Annotated in this window: 19 protein-coding genes; 8 read left to right on the top strand and 11 right to left on the bottom strand. The window is 70.3% G+C overall.

Annotated elements, in window-relative coordinates; genetic code table 11:
- Positions 1-3: 3 nt before the first annotated feature.
- Positions 4-1,116 carry a ferredoxin reductase gene (locus CI785_RS12075; protein WP_105032344.1) on the bottom strand — a complete coding sequence of 371 codons (1,113 nt, stop codon included), beginning with the start codon at positions 1,114-1,116 and terminating at the stop codon, positions 4-6.
- Positions 1,117-1,214: 98 nt separating this feature from the next.
- On the opposite strand from CI785_RS12075, the gene CI785_RS12080 reads away from it, so the two are divergent.
- On the top strand, positions 1,215-2,417 hold the full coding sequence (locus tag CI785_RS12080) for a PucR-like N-terminal domain-containing protein (protein WP_338064906.1): 1,203 nt from the start codon (positions 1,215-1,217) through the stop codon (positions 2,415-2,417).
- A gap of 10 nt (positions 2,418-2,427) precedes the next feature.
- Here the strand turns inward: CI785_RS12080 and CI785_RS12085 are convergent, their stop codons facing one another.
- Entirely contained in the window at positions 2,428-3,303 is an 876-nt protein-coding gene (locus CI785_RS12085; protein ID WP_240615174.1) for a DNA-3-methyladenine glycosylase family protein, read from the bottom strand.
- A complete protein-coding gene (locus tag CI785_RS12090) occupies positions 3,300-4,094 on the bottom strand; it encodes an SDR family NAD(P)-dependent oxidoreductase (RefSeq protein ID WP_105032666.1) in 795 nt (264 codons plus the stop codon). The genes CI785_RS12085 and CI785_RS12090 overlap by 4 nt, the downstream gene beginning before the upstream one ends.
- 253 nt (positions 4,095-4,347) lie before the next feature.
- Between CI785_RS12090 and CI785_RS12095 the strand changes: the two genes are divergently transcribed.
- The 3 genes from CI785_RS12095 (at position 4,348) to CI785_RS12105 (ending at position 6,430) form a co-directional block, all read left to right on the top strand.
- Entirely contained in the window at positions 4,348-4,653 is a 306-nt protein-coding gene (locus tag CI785_RS12095) for a DUF4193 domain-containing protein (RefSeq protein ID WP_104048589.1), read from the top strand.
- A gap of 177 nt (positions 4,654-4,830) precedes the next feature.
- The gene (locus CI785_RS12100; RefSeq protein WP_105032345.1) at positions 4,831-5,472 is read left to right on the top strand and encodes an alpha/beta hydrolase; all 642 of its coding nucleotides are present in this window, start codon (positions 4,831-4,833) and stop codon (positions 5,470-5,472) included.
- 31 nt (positions 5,473-5,503) lie between these two features.
- Positions 5,504-6,430, top strand: coding sequence for an AEC family transporter (locus CI785_RS12105; RefSeq protein ID WP_105032346.1), 927 nt, complete (start codon positions 5,504-5,506; stop codon positions 6,428-6,430).
- On the opposite strand, the gene CI785_RS12110 is transcribed toward CI785_RS12105, so the two are convergent.
- Positions 6,420-7,439 (bottom strand): GlxA family transcriptional regulator, encoded by a 1,020-nt coding sequence (locus CI785_RS12110; protein WP_105032347.1) that lies wholly within the window; start codon positions 7,437-7,439, stop codon positions 6,420-6,422. The genes CI785_RS12105 and CI785_RS12110 overlap by 11 nt on opposite strands.
- Before the next feature lie 81 nt (positions 7,440-7,520).
- Between CI785_RS12110 and CI785_RS17130 the strand changes: the two genes are divergently transcribed.
- Positions 7,521-7,688 (top strand): hypothetical protein, encoded by a 168-nt coding sequence (locus tag CI785_RS17130; protein WP_157940250.1) that lies wholly within the window; start codon positions 7,521-7,523, stop codon positions 7,686-7,688.
- A 14-nt stretch (positions 7,689-7,702) separates the two neighbouring features.
- On the opposite strand, the gene CI785_RS12115 is transcribed toward CI785_RS17130, so the two are convergent.
- Positions 7,703-8,914 (bottom strand): low temperature requirement protein A, encoded by a 1,212-nt coding sequence (locus CI785_RS12115; RefSeq protein WP_105032348.1) that lies wholly within the window; start codon positions 8,912-8,914, stop codon positions 7,703-7,705.
- Between the two features lie 138 nt (positions 8,915-9,052).
- Here CI785_RS12115 and CI785_RS12120 point away from each other — a divergent pair, with 138 nt between their 5' ends.
- A complete protein-coding gene (locus CI785_RS12120; protein ID WP_105032349.1) occupies positions 9,053-9,895 on the top strand; it encodes a YsnF/AvaK domain-containing protein in 843 nt (280 codons plus the stop codon).
- 114 nt (positions 9,896-10,009) lie between these two features.
- Here CI785_RS12120 and CI785_RS12125 read toward each other — a convergent pair whose 3' ends face one another.
- The 5 genes from CI785_RS12125 to CI785_RS12145 form a co-directional block, all read right to left on the bottom strand.
- Complete coding sequence (locus CI785_RS12125) at positions 10,010-10,408, bottom strand: VOC family protein (protein ID WP_105032350.1); 399 nt, start codon at positions 10,406-10,408, stop codon at positions 10,010-10,012.
- 82 nt (positions 10,409-10,490) lie between these two features.
- A complete protein-coding gene (locus CI785_RS12130; RefSeq protein ID WP_205753621.1) occupies positions 10,491-12,584 on the bottom strand; it encodes an iron ABC transporter permease in 2,094 nt (697 codons plus the stop codon).
- Between the two features lie 4 nt (positions 12,585-12,588).
- Entirely contained in the window at positions 12,589-13,587 is a 999-nt protein-coding gene (locus CI785_RS12135) for an ABC transporter substrate-binding protein (protein ID WP_105032352.1), read from the bottom strand.
- Positions 13,588-13,627: 40 nt separating this feature from the next.
- Positions 13,628-14,458: an ABC transporter ATP-binding protein gene (locus CI785_RS12140; protein ID WP_105032353.1), complete on the bottom strand. Its 831-nt coding sequence runs from the start codon at positions 14,456-14,458 to the stop codon at positions 13,628-13,630.
- Positions 14,459-14,641: 183 nt separating this feature from the next.
- On the bottom strand, positions 14,642-15,100 hold the full coding sequence (locus CI785_RS12145; RefSeq protein ID WP_105032354.1) for a DUF4383 domain-containing protein: 459 nt from the start codon (positions 15,098-15,100) through the stop codon (positions 14,642-14,644).
- A gap of 504 nt (positions 15,101-15,604) precedes the next feature.
- On the opposite strand from CI785_RS12145, the gene CI785_RS12155 reads away from it, so the two are divergent.
- Together CI785_RS12155 and CI785_RS12160 are read left to right on the top strand one after the other, a co-directional pair.
- The gene (locus tag CI785_RS12155; protein ID WP_105032356.1) at positions 15,605-16,045 is read left to right on the top strand and encodes an iron chaperone; all 441 of its coding nucleotides are present in this window, start codon (positions 15,605-15,607) and stop codon (positions 16,043-16,045) included.
- Positions 16,046-16,186: 141 nt separating this feature from the next.
- On the top strand, positions 16,187-17,008 hold the full coding sequence (locus CI785_RS12160) for an SRPBCC family protein (protein WP_105032357.1): 822 nt from the start codon (positions 16,187-16,189) through the stop codon (positions 17,006-17,008).
- A 204-nt stretch (positions 17,009-17,212) separates the two neighbouring features.
- On the opposite strand, the gene CI785_RS12165 is transcribed toward CI785_RS12160, so the two are convergent.
- Positions 17,213-17,926 carry a substrate-binding domain-containing protein gene (locus CI785_RS12165; RefSeq protein ID WP_157940251.1) on the bottom strand — a complete coding sequence of 238 codons (714 nt, stop codon included), beginning with the start codon at positions 17,924-17,926 and terminating at the stop codon, positions 17,213-17,215.
- Positions 17,927-17,933 lie beyond the last annotated feature (7 nt).

The raw sequence follows: 17,933 nt of genomic DNA on the forward strand, positions 1-17,933 counted from the left end.
GGTCTACAGGTCGAGGTTCACGGGCCCGGCGGCCGCCGAGACGCAGGTCTGGATGAGCTGTCCGGGGGTGTTGTGCAGTTCGCCGCTGCGAAGGTCCCGGACCTGGCCGGCACGGAGCGGGACGAGGCAGCTGTGGCAGATGCCCATGCGGCACCCGCTCGGCATGAGGACGCCGGCGTCCTCGCCGATGTCCAGCAGCGGGGTGTCGCCGTCGGCCTGCACCTCTCGGTCGGACTGCTCGAAGGTGACGAGGCCGCCGTCGTGCCCGGCTCCTGCCGTCAGGTCGGTGCTGAACCGCTCGATCGTGAGCGTGCCCGTGCGGGAGGCCTCAGCCCCGGCTCCGGCGGTGACGTCCGGCACGGTGCGCGAGCGCTCGAGGGCGGCCTCGCGCTCCCACAGGTCCTCGGCGTCGTTGAGGAACCCTTCGGGCCCGCAGGCGTAGGCGGCCCGCGAGCGCCAGTCGGGGCAGAGTTCCGCGATGGCCTTGGCCTTGAACTCCAGTCGGCCGCGGGTGCTCGTGAACCAGTGGCGGACGGTGAGGTTGGGGAACTGGTCGGCGAGTTCGTCCAGCTCCTCGCGGAACACGCTCTTCTCCGGCGTGCTGTTGGAGTTGATGAGCACCACGTCGGCGTCCGGCCTGCGCGGGATGAGCGTGCGGATCATGGACATGACCGGCGTGATGCCGCTGCCGGCGGTGAGCATGAGCAGGGAGCGCGGGTGCTCGGGGAGCACGAAGTCACCCTGGGGCGGGGCGAGGAACAGGACGTCGCCGGGCTTCGTGTCGCGGACCAGCACGTGGGACACGGCTCCTGCGTCCTTGACGGTGATGGCGGGGTCGTGCCCTGCGGCGTTGCTCAGGGAGTAGGAGCGCCACTGCCGGACGCCGTCGAGCTCGACGCCGATCCGCGCCCACTGGCCGGCCTGATGCGCGTGCCAGCCGTTCCCGGGGCGGAAATAGATGGTGGCGGAATCCTCGGTCTCGTGCACCACGCGCGTCACGACGCCGCGCAGCTGGCGCGAGGAGTAGACGGGATTGAAGAGCGCCATGAAGTCTTCCGCCGTCAGCGGGGTGGTCAGCGCCGCGGTCACGCGCGCCAACTTCGAGAACCGGATCATTGAACCAACGATATAGCCTCCCCGGATAAAACAGTGCGCTCGGGGCGTAGAGTTGACGGAGAAGAATTATCTTGACGAAATAGATTGGGGTTGGTTTCGTGAGTTCCGACGAGATGCTGGCGGCGCCGCCGCCGGAACCGCCGTGGCTCGCACTCCCCCCGGAGGTCAGCGACCGCCTGAGGCCCCTCACCGCGGACCTCGTCGAGGCCATCATCGAGGCGGTGCCGCAGCTGGTCCCTGCGTACGCCCGGCCCATCGAGGGGAACTTCGGGCGCGGCCTGCGCCGGGGAGTGGCTGCCGCGCTCGAGCGGTTCCTCGAACTGCCGGGCACCAGCCTGCCCGCGCTGTCGGAGCAGAGCCGCCAGCTGGTCGCGGGTCTCGGCCGCGGCGAGGTCCGGCAGGGACGCAGCATGGATGCACTGCTCGGCGCCTACCGGATGGGCGCACGGGTCACGTTCCGGGAGATGTCGCGCCGCTCCATGGAGGAGGGCCTCGGCCCCGCCGTCGTCGTGGACCTCGGGGAGTCGATCATGGCCTACATCGACGAACTCTCCGCCGTGAGCGCCGAGGCGTACGCGTTCGAGCAGTCCGAACGCGCCGGGGCCGTGGACCGGCGCCGCGCCGAATTGCTGGAGCTGCTGCTGCTCGGCCGGGCGGACGAGACGGCGCTGCGGCAGGCGGCGTCGCTCGCGGACTGGGCTGTGCCCGCGCGGGTGGCCGTGGTGACCCTGCCGCTGGATCGCGCACAGGGGCTCCGGCTGCAGCTCGGACCGGGAGCGATCGTCATCGAGCGCGAGACCGACGCCGTCGCCCTCGTGCCCGGGCGGGGGCCGCGGCAGCGGGCCGACCTCGACCGCGTGCTCACGGGCAGGGGCGCGGCCATCGGACCGGCAGGCGGGATCGAACACGTGGCCCAGTCGCTGCGCCTCGCGGTTCTGGCCGCCTCCATGCTGCCACCGCGCGAGGGCGCGGGAGACCCTCCGGTCTGGGCGGACGATCACATGACAGAGGTGGTCCTCGCGGCCGAACCCTCGGCCGTCGGGGAGCTGGCCCGTCGGAGGCTCGCGCCGCTGGCGGACCTGCCCGACAGCCAGCGCGAGAAGCTCGAGGAGACGCTGCTGGCCTGGCTGCGGCACTGGGGCCAGCGTGCCCCGATCGCCGAGGAGCTCGGCATCCACGCGCAGACGGTCGGCTACCGGGTCCTGCAGCTGCGCGAGCTGTTCGGCGAGGACCTGAAGGACCCGAAGGTGCGCTTCGAACTGGAGATCGCGCTGCGCAGCGACCGGAAGATCCCGGCCTGATCCCTCCGGCCTAGGCCCCCGTGTAGGTGGCCGCGGTCCAGAGATGGAACAGGGCGTACGCGCGGTAGGGGCGCCACGCCTCCGAACGGCGATCGGCGTCCCGGATGCTCGGGTTGCCCATCGCGCGCCGCGCCACGAGGTCGCCCGGTGTGAAGGCGTCGGGGTCGTGCAGCACGCGGACGGCTAGGTAGTCGGCGGACCACGGGCCGATCCCCGGGATGGCCAGCAGGTCCCTCCGCACCGCGGCGTGGTCGCCGGCGGGGTCGAGGGACAGGCCGTCGACGACGGCGCGCGCGACGTTCTGCACCGTCGCGGCTCGCGTGCGGGTCACGCCGACGGCGGCCCGCAGTTCCTCGTGCGGAGCGTCGGCAATGGCCTGCGGCGTGGGGAACAGTGTGAGTCCGGTGTCCGACGGCGTGCCGTAGGCCGCCGCGAGCCGTCCGCCGAAGGTGGCCCCCGCGGCCACGGACACCTGCTGTCCGAGGACCGTCATGATCGCGGCCTCGAAGGCGTCCGGGTACCCGACGGCGCGAAGTCCCGGGCGCCGGCGGACGAGGGGGCCGAGGAGCGGGTCGCCGTCGAATGCACGGGCGACGGCGGTCACGTCCGTGTCGAGGTCCAGCCAGGCGCGCGTGGTGCGCACGAGGTGCGCGAACGCGGCGTCGTCGTCCGTGTCCGCCGTGAGTTCGACGTCGTCGGGCCCGATGGTGACCGTGATGCGGCGCGGACCGCCCGGCGTCGCCAGCATCCGCGTGTGCGAGCGGCCTGACGAGCCCGTGCCGGAGACCTCGCAGCCCGGGATGGCATGGTTCGCGAGGATCGCGGCCATCGGGCCCGCCTCGAGCGGGCCGTTCGGGGTGAGGGCTCGGGTCCGGGTGCGGGTCACGGGAGGATGGCGTCCACGTACCCGCCGTCCACGCGTACCGCCGCGCCCGTGGTCGCCGAGGCGAGCGGGGAGGCGAGGTACGTGACCATGTTGGCGATCTCCTGCGGCTCGATCAGGCGCTCCAGCAGCGACTGCGGGCGGTGGTCCTTCATGAACTGCCGCTGCGCGTCCTCCCACTCGAGGTCCTTGTCGACGAGCTGGTACACGAAGTCCTCCACGCCGCCCGTGTGGGTGGGGCCCGCGATGACCGAGTTGACGGTGACGCCGGTGCCCTTGGCCTCCTTCGCGAAGCCGCGCGAGACGCCGAGCAGTGCCGTCTTGGAGACGCCGTAGTGGATCATCTCCGCGGGGATGGCGACGGCGGAATCGCTCGCGATGTACTGGATGCGGCCCCAGCCGGCCCGGATCATGCCCGGCAGGTAGGAACGCGTGAGGCGGATGGCGGTGAGCACGTTGACCTCGAAGTAGCGGCGCCATTCGGCGTCGTCGATCTCGAGGGCCGGCTGCGCGCCGAAGATCCCGAGGTTGTTGACGAGGATGTCCACGGCGGGCAGGACGCCGAGTGCCCCGGCGACGCCGTCGTCGGTGGTGACATCGGCGGCGACCGCGACGAGGTCGGCCTCCGGCACGTCCCGGCGGATGGTCTCGATGGCGCGCGCGACGCTGCGGGTGCTCCGCCCGTTCACCCCCACGCGGGCGCCGGCGCGGGCGAGGCCCACCGCGATCGCGAGGCCGATACCCTGCGTGGATCCGGTGACGAATGCCGTCTTGCCGCTGAGATCGAGTGCCATGGCCATGGAAGCTCCTGGGACGGGAGGGGAGGGGGTCGCGTCCAACCCTACGACGACGGCACGTCCGGGATGTGTGTATCACGCCGAGGCTGTGGCGTCACTTGATGTGGCGTGGATCTCGAAGCGCGATCCATGGAGAAAAGTCCCAGCCGCACCGGGTAATGTGCACCCGGTATATGGAATACTTCCGCCTCTTCCGAGGTTGAGAGTGGCATCTGGGCGTATTCCCGCCCACAGAAGGAGATCTACCCCCATGGCAACCGACTACGACGAACCACGCGTCCGTCCGGAAGACCAGCCAGCCAACGAGTCCCTCGAGGCCATCCAGGCTCAGCGCAGCGCGACCACGCAGACCGCGCTGATCGATGTCGAGGACGGTGAAACCGCCGAAGGCATCGACCTTCCCGGGGCCGACCTCTCCCACGAGGAACTTCTGATCCAGGTCATCCCGCAGCAGGAGGACGAGTTCACCTGCATGTCCTGCTTCCTGGTTCACCACCGCAGCCAGCTTGCGCGCGAGAAGAACGGCGACAAGTACTGCACCGAGTGCGAGGGCTGACAGCACCTCCGGACGTACCGAAAGCCCCTGGCCCTCCGGCCAGGGGCTTTCATCGTTCGTACCCCTTCGTGCATGAGGATGCCGCTGGTGGCTCCCGGATGCCGACGCCGACCGCAGGGGCGCCGTCAACGCCCGTCGGCGGGAGTGGCGCCGCGTGCTGACCAGTACGGTGGGGGCATGGAGTCTTCCCACGTCATCGTCCTGCCCGGAGGCGGCTACGGCATGCTGTCCGACACCGAGAGCGAGGTCATCGCCGAACGGCTGCGCTCGCTGGGCTTCTCGGCGAGCGTCTTCTACTATCCCGTCCAGACCCGGCATCCCGGCCCGCTGGACGCCGTCCGCGAGGAGATCCGCCGCGCCCGCGCCGCCGGCGTGGAGCGCCTCGCGCTCCTCGGGTTCTCGGCCGGCGGGCACCTCGCCGGACACGCGGCCCTCACGGCCTCCGCCGAGGGCGGCGAGCGCGTGGACGCCGCCGTCCTCTGCTATCCCGTGGTCTCGATGGAACTCGCGACCCACCGGGGCTCGCAGGACGAGCTGGTCGGGCCCGACGCCGGCGGCCGCCTCCGCGCGGAGACATCGCTGAACCGCCTGGTGACCGGCGATGCCCCGCCGTTCTTCGTCTGGCACACCGCCGAGGACGAGGCCGTCCCTGTGGAGCACGCGTACCTGCTCGGCCAGGCGCTCGCAGCGCACGCCGTCCCGCACGCCCTGCACGTCTTCGCCGAGGGCGAGCACGGACTAGGGCTGGCGACCGGGGCCGGCGCCGCCGAGCAGTGGAGCCGCCTGGCCGCCGACTGGCTCACGGCACAGGGCTGGTGACCGGTCCGGCCCAGCCCTCGGGCGTGACCCGGTGATCCTGCAGACCTTCGTGGCGCTCGGTCCGGTGATCGGCCTGATCGCCCTCGGCCATGTCCTCCGTGCGCGCAGCTTCCTGGCGCCGGCCTTCTGGCCCCCGGCCGAGCGGCTCTGCTACTTCCTCCTCCTGCCGGCGCTGTTCATCAGCGGCACCGCGACGGCGGATCTCGCGGGTCTGCCGATCGCCCTGATGGCGCCGATCCTCGCCGGACCGGTCGTCCTGACGGCGCTCGGGCTCGCGGTCGCGCAGCGATGGCTGGATCTCGACGGACCCGCCTTCACCTCGGTGGTGCAGGGCAGCATCCGCTTCAACAACTACCTCGGCCTCTCGATCGCCCTCGCCCTCTTCGGGGCCGACGGCGTGGCCCTCGCCGCGATCGCGAACACCATCCTCGTGCCGCTCGTCAACGTCCTCTGCACCCTCGCCTTCGCGCGCTACGGGGCGGAACCGCTGACGATGGCCGGTACCGTCCGGAGCATCGCCACCAACCCGCTGATCCTCGGCTGCGTGATCGGGATCATGCTGAACATCACGGGGATCGGGCTGCCGCCGGGCGCCGCCGAGTTCGTGCGGGCCCTCGGAACGGCGTCGCTGCCGCTCGGACTCCTGTGCGTGGGCGCGGCGCTGGACCTGCGGAGCATGGGCCGCAACGTGGGCGCGGTCCTGCTGGCGACGGCGGTGAAGTTCACGGTGCTGCCGGGTCTCGGGATCGCGGGATGCCTGCTACTCGGCCTCACGGGGGAGCCCGCGGCAACGGTGATCCTGTTCCTGTCCCTGCCCACGGCGTCGTCGGCCTATGTGATGGCGCGGGCACTCGGCGGGGACGCGCGGCTCATGGCCTCGATGATCACGCTGCAGACCGTGGCCGGGGTGCTCTACCTGCCGGTGGTGTTCCTCGTCATCCGGGCGCTCACCGGCTGAGGGGGTGCCCGCCGAACTGCTCCTCGAGGTCGTGCAGGTCGAGGTCGCAGCCCTTGTCGGATCCGCGGAAGGTGCGGCGGTACGCGGCGGGGCTCACGCCGAGGGCCTTCTGGAAGTGGTGGCGGAGCAGCACCGCCTGGCCGAAGCCGGAGGCCCGGGCGACGGCGTCGACGGTCAGCCGCGTCTCCTCGAGCAGCGACTGGGCCCGCAGGAGGCGCTGCCCGGTGAGCCAGGCGGCCGGCGTGGTGCCCGTCTCGGCGCGGAACCGGCGGGCGAAGGTCCGTTCGCTCATGTGCAGGCGCTGGGCGAGCGTCGACACGGAGATGTCCTGGTCCAGGTGGTCGGCGAGCCACACCAGCAGCTCCTCCATCGACGCCCCGCAGCCGGTGGGGACGGGCCGCTCGATGAACTGGGCCTGCCCGCCGTCGCGGTGCGGGGGTACCACCATCCCACGGGCGATCGCCGTCGCGGCCCGTGGGCCGAACTCCCGCCGCACGAGGTGCAGGCTCGCATCGATGCCCGAGGCCGTACCGGCGCTCGTGAGGATGTTGCCGTCCTCCACGTAGAGCACGTTCTCGTCCACGCGGGTGCCGGGATAGGCGTCGGCAAGGCTCCTGGTGTACCGCCAGTGGGTCGTCGCGGAGCGTCCGTCCAGCAGCCCGGCCTCCGCGAGGGCGAAGGCGCCCGAACACACCGAGAAGATCTGCGCACCCCGCCGGTCGGCGGCCTGGAGGGCCTCCAGGACGGCCTTGGGAATCACGGTGTCCGCCGAGTAGGGAGCCATGACGACGAGGTCGGCGTCGTCGACGCCCGTGAGGTCGCCATCCACCTGCAGGGAGACGCCCGATGACGTCCGCACCATGCCCGGAGCGGGCGTGCAGACGCGGAAGTCGAAGGCGGGGAGGCCCACGCCGAGCGACGAGCGGTCCACGCCGAACACCTCGCAGACCACCCCGAACTCGAAGATGGAGAGGTCCGGGAGCACGATCACGGCGACCTTGGTGAGCATGCCAGCAGTATGGCAGTTTTTGAGCGTTATGGGTCGTTTCTGCCACTCTTTTTCGCTGGCGGAGAGGATGAGGATCGATGCATGAACCTCCTCCTGATCCTTCTGGCCATCGTCCTCACGACCCTGCTGCTTCGGTACCTCCTGCGGATCATCCGCACGGACGCGCCGTCCGACCACCCGGCGTCGCACGCCGACTGGAACATCGACTCCCTGCCCAGTTCCGCCTACGCCCTGCGGCACGACGCCTAGGGGCGATCGCCGGTTCAGTGCGGGCCGTCGAGGTGACCCTCGCGGATCGACGTCCTGGCCTCCGCGTACAGCAGGCTCTCGGCAGCCACGAGCAGCGCGGCCATCCCGGCCGCGAGGGCGAGGGCTCCCAGGGGTGCCAGCTGGGCACCCACGGGCATGAGCAGGAGGAGCGCCGCCGCCCCGCCGAGGCGCCACTTCTTCCAGCCGCCACCGATCCTGCGCCAGAACGCAGAACTGCCGAGGAGGAACAGGGCGGCGCCGCCGAAGAGCGCGAAGGATCCCAGGAGGCCGAAGTCCTCGGTCTTGTAGATATACGCCAGGACGTCCTCCACTCCGAAGGCGGAGAGGATGATCCCGGCCACGAGCGGCAGGTGCAGGTAGGTATAACCGTCGACGGCGGCCGAGGTCCGCTCCTGACCCTGCAGGGCGGCGAACCGGTGCTCGGCCCCGATCGCCGTGACGTCGAAGTGCAGCCACCACAGGCACACGGACAGGGCGATCCCGAATACCGCTCCGAGGAGGATCGGGACGCTCACGGGCTCCTGTGAGGCGCCGACGCCGATGGCCACGATCGACTCGCCGAGCGCCAGAATGACGACGAGTCCGTGGCGCTCGGTCCAGTGCGCGGCGGAATGCACGCGCCAGTTCCCGCCCGAGGAGGTCAGGTAGGTCAGGGCGATGTCGATCACGAGCCCGCCGAGCCAGAACCAGGTCTGCGCCGGTCCGCCGATCACAGCGCCGACGATGATGAGCGTGGACCCCGCGAACATCGCCACCGACGTCTTGATGACCTGCCGCTGGAGCGGCTTGTCGTCCATCGCCGCGTAGAAGTACAGCACCAGGTGCAGTACGCGCACGGTGAGATAGGCCAGGGCCAGGACGAGCGGGCCGCTGAGACCACCCTCGAGATCGGTGAACGCCTCGGGAATGGCGAGCGCCGCGATGAACATGGCGACCATGACGGCGGACAGGCCGAGGCGCATGATGCCCTCGTCCACGTGCGTCTGGTTCCCGAGCCAGGAGTAGGACACCCAGGACCACCAGAGCAGGCCCAGGATGATCATGCCCTGCAGCACTCCGGGGAAGGAGTGCTCGTGGGCCATGAAGCCGGTGACCTGCGTGAACGCGAAGACGAAGACGAGGTCGAAGAAGAGTTCGAAGGTGGTGACGCGGTGCGATTCGTCGGAGACGCGCGCCGCCCGAAGGGATCTCCGCTGGAGTTGCATGCAGAAAGGATAGGACCGCCCGGGCGCATCACCGAGGGTCACCGGGAAAGAATTCGGGATCCGGGTAGTAAGCCTGCTTGCTATCGCCTCTGGGGAGACCTACGGTGAAGGAGAGCCAACCTCCTCGAAAGGGACATCATGATCACGCTCGAACAGATGAAGGATTCGATGAACGCCGGGGCCAACGTGCTGAGCGAGGACGGCGCCGTCCTCGGCTCCATGGGCCAGCTCTACGTCGACGACGCCACCGGAGAGCCCAGCTGGGTCACGGTGGCCACGCACACCATGGGCAACCCGGAGTCGTTCGCGCCGCTGCAGGGTGCCGTGCTCTCGGGCCGGGACATCCGCCTGCCCTACTCGCACGCCAAGGTCTACGACTCCCCGAAGATGTCCCAGGACGGACACCTCAGCCCCGAGGAGGAGCAGCACCTGCTGCGCTACTACGGTCTGATGGCAGGGAAGGACGACGTCGTGACGGACCGGGCAGGCGTCACCGACACGCACGTCGCCGACACGAACGCCGCCGACACGGACCGTACGCGCTCGCAGTCCTCCCGCCCCGAGGGCGACTACTCCATGACGCGCTCCGAGGAGCAGCTGCGCGTCGGCACGGAGATCCGCGAGACCGAGCGTGTCCGCCTCGTCAAGCGCGTGGTCACGGAGGACGTCACCATGACGGTGCAGATCCGCCGTGAGGAGCTCGTCGTCGAGCGCGTGCCCGTCAAGGACGGCAAGCCCTTCTACGACGACGGCGAAGGAACCTTCACCGAGGCCGAGCGCGGGCGCCTGTACTCCGCCGTGGAGACGGCCTTCAACGGCGACACCACCGAAGTGGTCCTGTACGAGGAGCGGCCCCGCGTCGAGATGGAGGTCGTGCCGATCGAGCGCGTCCGCGTGCGCCGCGAGGCCCGCGTCCATGACGAAGTGGTCAGCGGCCAGGTGCGCAAGGAAGTCATCGAGACGGATCGCGTCGACCTGTAGACGGCATCCGGCACCTCGCCCGGGTGCCTGCCGGTCGAGAGGACAGGAGTCACCGCGCCGGAAGGCTTCCGGTGCTTCCTGTCCTCTGTGCGTCCTACCGGTCCTCGTCCGGTCCTACTGGTCCCTCGAGGACAGCACGCAGAACTCGTTGCCGTCCGGGTCCGCCAGGACCTCCCAGCTGACATCGGGTCCCTGCCCGATGTCCGTGCGCCGGGCTCCGAGGGCGATGAGGCGCTCGATCTCGGCGTCACGGTCCTCGCTGGTGTGCGGTGCGAAGTCGAGGTGCAGGCGGTTCTTGCCTCTCTTCTCGTGGTCCACGCGCACGAACACGAGACCGGGCGGCACCTGCTCGAAGGAGAGCTTCGGCCCCAGCTCGCGGGCCCACGGCGGCACGAGTACCGCCTCCTCGTCGTCCTCGAACATCACCTCCCAGCCCAGGGCGTCGGACCACCAGCGCGCAAGGGCCTGATGGTCGGTGGATTCGATGACGGTGGAGTACCAGCGAAGAGTCATGCGCCGATTGTGCCCCCACGGTGGACTACCGGCACCCGGGTGCCGGACAGGTTCCGTCCGCATCCCGTCCACGCTCCTTACGTCAGCGGCCGAGGCGGCTCCGGAACAGCAGATGGATGAAGTAGGGCGCACCGAGCAGCGCCGTCAGGAGCCCCGCGGGCAGCTGCGCCGGGGCGAGCGCCGTCCGACCGATGAGGTCGCCCAGGCACACCAGGATCGCGCCGAGCAGCACCGCCGTCGGGAGAATGAGCCGGTGCGACCCCCCTACGAGGGCGCGCGCTGCATGCGGCGCCACCAGGCCCACGAAGCCGATCACCCCGATCCCTGCCACCGACGACGCCGTCAGCAGCACCGCGGCGGCCAGGAGCACCACCCGCGTCCGCGGCACCCGCAGGCCGAGCAGGCGCGGGGTGTCCTCGTCGAGCGCCAGCAGGTCCTGGGCGCGGGCGAGGGACGCGACGACGGGTAGCGCGACCACGAGCGCCACGGTCATGGGCACGAGGTGCTGCAGCGACCGGCCGTAGGTGGAACCCGACAGCCACGTGAGCGCCTTCGACTCGTTCCACGGATCGGTGAGGACGATCAGCAGCGTGATGACGGCCGTCGCCGCCGCCGAGACGCCGATCCCGATGAGGACCAGCCGGTCGGTCTGCATGCCACCGCGGAAGGACAGCCCGAACACGATCAGGGCGACCACCGCGGCACCGACGCCGGCAGCCGCACTGATGGTCCAGAAGCCGGCCAGCGGGACGACGGTGATCACGAGGACCGCGCCGACGCCGGCCCCGCCCGAGACGCCGATGATCGCCGGCTCGGCGAGCGGGTTCCGCGTCACGGCCTGGATCGCCGTCCCGGCCAGGGCCAGGGAGGCTCCTGCGAGGAGTGCCGCCCCCACGCGTGGCGCACGCGAGTCCATCACGCTGGACACCACCGGACCGGCCTGCCCGGAGATCCAGTTGACGATGTCGCCGAGGAGGAGCTTCGCGTCACCCAGCAGGAATCCGGCGATCGTGACGATCACGAGCAGCGCCGCGAGGACCACGAGGACCGCCGTGCCGCGCGCCGTGCCGGCGGTACGCAGCGACACCCCGCGCGCCTCACGGGTGGGGCCGTCGGAGCGCATGCGGTGCGCGAGGGCCACGAGGAAGATGGCGCCGAAGACCGTTGTCACCACACCGGTGGGCACCTCGACGGCGCTCTCCGCGCCGATGGCCGCGCGCAGGAGGACGTCCGCGCCGAGCACGAGGAAGACGCCCATCAGGGCCGACGCCGGGATCAGGGCGATGTGCCGGTGCAGGCCCGGAATCCGGGGGGCCGCGAGGCGCACGACGGCGGGGGCTGCGAGGCCCACGAAGCCGATGGGTCCAGCGATCGTCACGGCCGCAGCGGACAGCAGGACGGCGAGCACGACCGCGAGGACCTGCGTGCCGCGGACATTGATCCCGAGCACGCGGGCCTGGTCGTCGCCGAGGGTCAGCAGGTCCAGGGAGCGCGATCTCACGAGCAGCACGAGCAGGGCGAATCCGGCCAGCGGTGCGAGCAGCACGAACTTCTCCAGTCCGCTCTGACCCAGGGATCCCGAGCCCCAGGCGAAGAGGCCGCGTGTCTCCTGCGAGAACAGCAGCAGGAGGGTGCTGGTCAGGGCGTGGAACGCGAGCGCGATCGCCGAACCGGCGAGGACCAGGCGCACGCTGGAGGACTGCCCGGCGCCCGAGAGCGCGAGGACGAGGGCCGCGGCACCGAGACCGCCGAGGAAGGCCACGCCCACCGATCCGAGCAGCGGCACCTGCAGGCCGAGGGCGGCGACGGCGACGACGGCGAGGTGCGCGCCCGCGTTGACGGCGAGCGTGTCGGGGGAGGCGAGGGCGTTGCGCGAGACGGACTGCATGACGGCGCCTGCCGCCCCGAGCGCCGCACCGACGAGCAGCCCCGCCGCCAGCCGGGGGACGCGGCTCGCGGCGACCACCGCGCCGGTGGCGCCGTCGTCGTTCCCGAGCAGCAGGCCGAGGATGTCCCCTGCACCGACGCTCGAGGTGCCCTGCGTGATGTGCACGAGGGCGAGGATCAGCGTGGCGGCGGCGAGGAGGCCGCCGGCAACGACCAGGCGCACGCCCGCGCGCGGGCCCTCGGCCCGGGCCTGACGCGGAGCGGGCCTGGTCAGGATTGCCGGCGGCACCGGACTACTTCGCTGCCTGGGCGGTCGCAGCGTCGACCGCCGCGTCCACGAACTGGTCCATGGAGCTCGGGCCGCCGAACGTCCAGAGGGCGTCGGGGAAGCGCGTCACCCTGCCGGCCTCGACGAACGGCAGGGACGTCCATACGGCGTTGTCCTTGAGCTGCTCCTGGTAGGGGTCGCCGAAGGCGTCGTTGGCGATGTACCAGAAGGCGGTGTCCTCCGGCAGAGCGGTCAGTCCCTCCACGTCGGTCTGTCCGAGCCCGTAGGCGGGATCGCCCTCGACGGTCCAGGCGTCGGTGAGGCCGAGCTGCGCGAACACGCTGCCCACGAGTGAGCCCTCGGTGAACGGGCGGATCGAGACACTGCCGGCGTCGACGTACGCGTCGGAGAAGGCGACCGGGGTGCCCGCACCGCCGGCTTCCTCGATGGCGGCCTTGCCGTCGGCGATCGTCGCCCCGAACCCGGACTTCAGCTCCGCGGCCCGGTCCTCGGTGCCCGTGACGGTGGCGATGAGGTCGAGGGTCTCGAACATCTGGCCGATGTTGTCGGTGGCGTCGCCGCCGGCCACGACGACGACGGGCACGGTCTTCTCGATCTGCTCGATCGCGCCCTCGACGAGCTGGTCCGTGACGATGACGACGTCGGGCGTGAGGGACACGAGGGTGTCGATGCTCGGCTCGCCGCGGACGCCGACATCGGCCACGGAGGCGTCGAGCGGTTCGGCGCTGACCCACTGGGCGTAACCCTCGACGTCGGCGGCACCGACCGGCATGACGCCGAGGGATACGAGGTTCTCGACGGCGTTCCACTCGGTGGCGACCACGCGGTCGGCCGGTCCGTCGAGCGTGACCTCCTTGCCGCGCGCGTCGGTGACGGTGATGCTCTCGCCGGCCGCCTCCTCCTCGGTGGGTGTGCTGCCGGTGGCCTCCTCCGTGGTCCCGCACGCGGTCAGGGAGAGCAGGGCCACCGCTGCGAGGGCAGCGAGGATCTTGGGTTGTGTCATCGGTTTCATTTCTCTTCGGAGCGCGGAGTGCGCGGGGGGATCAGGAGGCGACGGGCGCCGGGGCTGTGTTGTGGCGTCCGACGGCGCGGGTGGAGATGGTGCCTCCCGAGACGGTGACGTCGACGCGCACGCCGTAGGCGCGGGAGAGGTTCTCGGAGGTGAGCACGTCCGCCGGTGTGCCCTGCGCCAGAACGGAGCCGTTCTCGAGCAGCACCACGTGGTCCGCGATGGCAGCGGCCTGGTCGAGATCATGGAGGACGACGCCGACGCTCACGCCGTGCTCGGTGGCGAGGTCGCGGACGACGTCGAGGATCTCCACCTGGTAGCGCAGGTCGAGGTAGGTGGTGGGTTCGTCGAGCAGCAGCACGCCGGTGTCCTGGGCGAGGCAGCTCGCGAGCCAGACGCGCTGCACCTGGCCGCCGGAGAGAGCGGTGACGGGCCGGTCGGCGAGCTCCGTGGTGCGGGTGAGCTCGAGGGCGCGTCCCACGGCGGCGGTGCCGTGCGGGTCCTGGCCGGTCCAGCGGCTGCGGTGCGGATGGCGGCCGAAGCCGACCACCTCGCGCACGGTGAGTCCGCCGGGCACGGGACGGCTCTGGGCCAGCAGGGTGATGGTGCGGGCGAACTCCCGGGGCGAGAGCGCGAGGACGTCGGCGCCGTCGTCGAGCGTGACCGTTCCGGCGTCGGGTACGTGAAGGCGGGCGATAGTGCGGAGCAGCGTGGACTTGCCACTACCGTTGGGGCCGATGAGGGCCGTGACGGTGCCCGGCTTCAGGCCGAAGGAGACGGACCCGATGACCTGCCGGCTGCCGTACGAGACGCCGAGGTCGACGACGTCGAGGGCGGGCGTGGCGGCGGGTTCTGTCAGGGGCACGGTCTCAGGTTAGGTTCTCCTAACCAGCAGTGCAAGAAATAACGTCACGCCTGCGTGTCCTAATTCCTCGGCTCTGCTCACCGCCGGGCGCGAGAAAGGCCCCGGGAACGAGGTCCCGGGGCCTTGCTGGTGGTGCGTCCCGCCGAGGTGCGGCGGGCTTCTGCCGGAGGACCGGCGGAAGGGTTATGCGCGTGCGGTCTTGCGGGTGTGGTCGCGGGTCAGCAGCAGTGCCAGGGCGATCATGCCGACGCCTAGGAGGAAGTGCAGCCAGTTGTCCGCACCGTTGAGGGGCACGAAGTTGCCGGCGGAGTTCTGGTCGATGACCAGGCCGTAGATCCACAGGACGAGGTAGACGATGCCGCCGTACAGCAGGTAGGAGCGGGCGCCGCTGATGGTGCGGGCCATGGCGATGCCGGCAGCACCGAAGAGCAGGTGGACGATGTTGTGCAGGACGGAGACCTGGAAGATGCCCAGGAGCTTCGCCTCCGACTCGTGGCCCGCGAACTGCATGGTGTCGTAGTCCGAGGTGATGCCGGGGATGAAGCCGAGCAGGCCGACGAGCAGGAAGACCGCGCCGACGGCGAGGGCTGCCTTCTGGACATTGGTACGTGCGCCCGCGTGGGGCGTATTTGCGGTGGTCATGGAATTCTCCCAAATGAGTGTGCGAGGACCTGTGCCGCCGATTGCTGCCGGTGGCACAGGAAGTGCTGAAAAGACGATGAGACCTGCCGGGACGACGGGGCAGCATTTCCTGATGGCCGCCCGCTCGTCAGGCCCGGCCTCGTAAGCCTACTGGTTATTTGGGGCTGGTGGGGCTCGTGTTTCAGCAAAGAGGCCAGGAATTCGCATCGGGAGTGGCCCTCGCCCGCGCGGGAGGCGGATTCCTGGTGATCGGCGGCTTCCTCGGCGGAGACCTGGCCAGCGGGCGCCCCGACTACCGCTGGGCCGCTCCTCGTCATGACTCCGGGTTCCACCGTGCTTCGGCACATCCCGCCGTCGTCGGGTGCGGATCGCGGACCTGGCGCGACCCCGCCGGAGTCCGGGCGGACGATGGGCATCAGGGTCTGGAGCCGCAGGCACCGCCGTCCTAGGGTGGGTGCATCATCGGGCGGACAGCCCGCACATTCCACCGAGGGGAGCAGGCCAATGGCACGTCAGACCGGCACGACCGAGGGCTTCACCGAGCAGGAGCGCGCGGCCATGAAGGAGCGGGCCGCGGAGATGCGCGCGGAGGCGAAGCGCGGCAAGAACCGCGCCGCCGGCGAGAAAGCGATCCAGGACAAGATCGCCGAGATGCCGGAGCCGGACCGCGGGATCGCCGAGCAGTACCACGCGCTGGTGTCCGCCGTCGCACCCGACCTCGAGCCCAAGACCTGGTACGGCATGCCGGCCTACGCCCGCGACGGGAAGGTGGTGACGTTCTTCCAGGCGGCGGCGAAGTTCGAGTCGCGCTACTCGACGATCGGCTTCAACGACGCCGCGAACCTCGACGACGGCGTGTTCTGGCCCAATGCCTTCTCGATCACCGCATGGAACGGCGAGGTGGAGGAGGAGTTGCGCCGGTTGGTGGCGAAGGCGGTCAGCTGAACCATCAGCCTCCTGTTGCAGCTCATCACCGTTGCTCGAGTGCAAAATGCGCAATCCGCGATATACTAAGCAGGCTGATGAATCGCATCGGTTGCTGTTCATCCCGCCAGCCGCAGTTCGTCCCAACCCGAAGGAGACGCTATGAGCACGAAGGTCGAAAAGAGCATTCTCGTCAACGTCCCGGTCAGCATCGCCTACAACCAGTGGACCCAGTTCGAAGAATTCCCCCACTTCATGGGTGGCGTCAAGTCCGTCACGCAGCTCGATGACGAGCGCCTGAACTGGGTCGTGGAGATCGGCGGCGTCCGCCGGCAGTGGGAGGCGACCATCCTGGAGCAGGTGCCGGACACGAAGGTGTCGTGGGCTGCGACCGAAGGTGCAACGAACGCCGGTTCGGTGTCCTTCGAGGACGTCGGAGGCGGACAGACACAGGTTCACCTCGTCCTCGAGTACGAGCCCGAGGGCCTGGTCGAGAAGATCGGTGACAAGCTCAACGTCATCGAGAACCAGGCCGAGGGGGACCTCAACCGCTTCAAGGCGTTCATCGAGGACGAGGGATACGCCACGGGAGCCTGGCGCGGAACGGTCGGAACCGGCATCGATACCGGAGAGCCCGGCGTCGAGGCTGCTGCCGCGTCCCGTGGGGACAGCGGGAAGGCAGGGATCTCGGGCAAGGTCGCTGCAGGCATCGGGCTCGCTGCCGCCGCTGCGGCCGTCGGGGTAGCCGCCAGCAAGAAGGACAACGACGACACGACGACGGAAGCCGACGTGACGATCACGCCGGTCGATGACGCGGCACCGGTGGTGTACACGAGCGGGGAGAGCGAGCTGTCTCCCAGCACCAGGGACGCCCTCCTGCCGACGGAGGACGACGACACGACCCTCACCCGGCAGACCGGCTCCGCCGACACCCTGGATGATCCGCTGCTGGACAAGAACCGCACCACCGGCGGAGCGCTCTGACCTCCGGCGGCCTGTTCCGACAGCACCGACACAGCGAGTAACACCTGCCCCGCACGGCAGGACAGGGTTACCGCGGGCAGCCACCCACTCCATCGGGAGTGGGTGGCTGTCGCCTTTTCGGGGGATCAGCCCCCCGTTCATTCCGTCCCTACCCGGCCGGAGGCTGCAGCGGCAGGTGGGCTGATCCGCCAGAATCCCGTTCAGTCATGCGCCGATGTTCTGCAGACCTGTTGCCAGGTAGGCGCTCCGTGCCGGGCCGTCCGTCAGGTGGTCCACGAGGCGTCGCGCGGCAGCCTTGCCTGCCGCGCCGGGGCCGGGGGCGAGATAGAAGTCGGTGTGCTGCTGGAATTCCTCCGGCAGGGGGACGACAGTCCCGATGCCTTCCACGAACAGCAGTTCGCTGACCTGCTGCAGGGCGAGATCGGCGCGGCCATCCGTCAGGGCCGTACCCGTGAACCCCGAGTCGAGGACCGTGGCACGTTCGAGCACCTGGTCCGCGATGCCGAGCCGGAGGAGCAGCCCCTGGAAGAAGATCCCGCTCTGCCCGGCCCGCGAGAAGGCAACCGACCGGGCGCCGAGCAGGGCAGCGACGAGGTCGCTCCCGGTCGCCATCGACGGCGGATCGGAGCCCTGGGCCACGCCGAGCCCGAGTGCCGACGTCACCAGCGGCATCGCGCTCCCGCCGGCGAGAACGCCCGATGCCTCGAGGTCGAGCATCGCTTCCCGGGTCCCGATCAGCACGTCCGGTTGGGCGCCGGCATCGACCTTCTCGAGGAGGATGGTCGTCGGGAGGTATTCGGTCCGGACCGACAGGCCGGAAGCCACCTCGAAAGCAGGGAGGACGACGTCGTCCAGGGCCTTGCGGACGACGAGGGAGCTCAGCAGGTAGAGGCCAGGGCCGTTCGGGGGAGATGGCACGGGCACG

It is taken from the genome of Arthrobacter ruber (genome assembly GCF_002954225.1).
Taxonomy (GTDB): domain Bacteria; phylum Actinomycetota; class Actinomycetes; order Actinomycetales; family Micrococcaceae; genus Arthrobacter_D; species Arthrobacter_D ruber.

Bases quoted from the DNA above. Each gene is read 5' to 3' on its own strand.
- CI785_RS12075 (WP_105032344.1), bottom strand. From the start codon at position 1,116: ATGATCCGGTTCTCGAAGTTGGCGCGCGTGACCGCGGCGCTGACCACC.
- CI785_RS12090 (WP_105032666.1), bottom strand. From the start codon at position 4,094: ATGGCACTCGATCTCAGCGGCAAGACGGCATTCGTCACCGGATCCACG.
- CI785_RS12095 (WP_104048589.1), top strand. From the start codon at position 4,348: ATGGCAACCGACTACGACGAACCACGCGTCCGTCCGGAAGACCAGCCA.
- CI785_RS12100 (WP_105032345.1), top strand. From the start codon at position 4,831: ATGGAGTCTTCCCACGTCATCGTCCTGCCCGGAGGCGGCTACGGCATG.
- CI785_RS12110 (WP_105032347.1), bottom strand. From the start codon at position 7,439: ATGCTCACCAAGGTCGCCGTGATCGTGCTCCCGGACCTCTCCATCTTC.
- CI785_RS17130 (WP_157940250.1), top strand. From the start codon at position 7,521: ATGAACCTCCTCCTGATCCTTCTGGCCATCGTCCTCACGACCCTGCTG.
- CI785_RS12115 (WP_105032348.1), bottom strand. From the start codon at position 8,914: ATGCAACTCCAGCGGAGATCCCTTCGGGCGGCGCGCGTCTCCGACGAA.
- CI785_RS12120 (WP_105032349.1), top strand. From the start codon at position 9,053: ATGATCACGCTCGAACAGATGAAGGATTCGATGAACGCCGGGGCCAAC.
- CI785_RS12125 (WP_105032350.1), bottom strand. From the start codon at position 10,408: ATGACTCTTCGCTGGTACTCCACCGTCATCGAATCCACCGACCATCAG.
- CI785_RS12135 (WP_105032352.1), bottom strand. From the start codon at position 13,587: ATGACACAACCCAAGATCCTCGCTGCCCTCGCAGCGGTGGCCCTGCTC.
- CI785_RS12145 (WP_105032354.1), bottom strand. From the start codon at position 15,100: ATGACCACCGCAAATACGCCCCACGCGGGCGCACGTACCAATGTCCAG.
- CI785_RS12155 (WP_105032356.1), top strand. From the start codon at position 15,605: ATGGCACGTCAGACCGGCACGACCGAGGGCTTCACCGAGCAGGAGCGC.
- CI785_RS12160 (WP_105032357.1), top strand. From the start codon at position 16,187: ATGAGCACGAAGGTCGAAAAGAGCATTCTCGTCAACGTCCCGGTCAGC.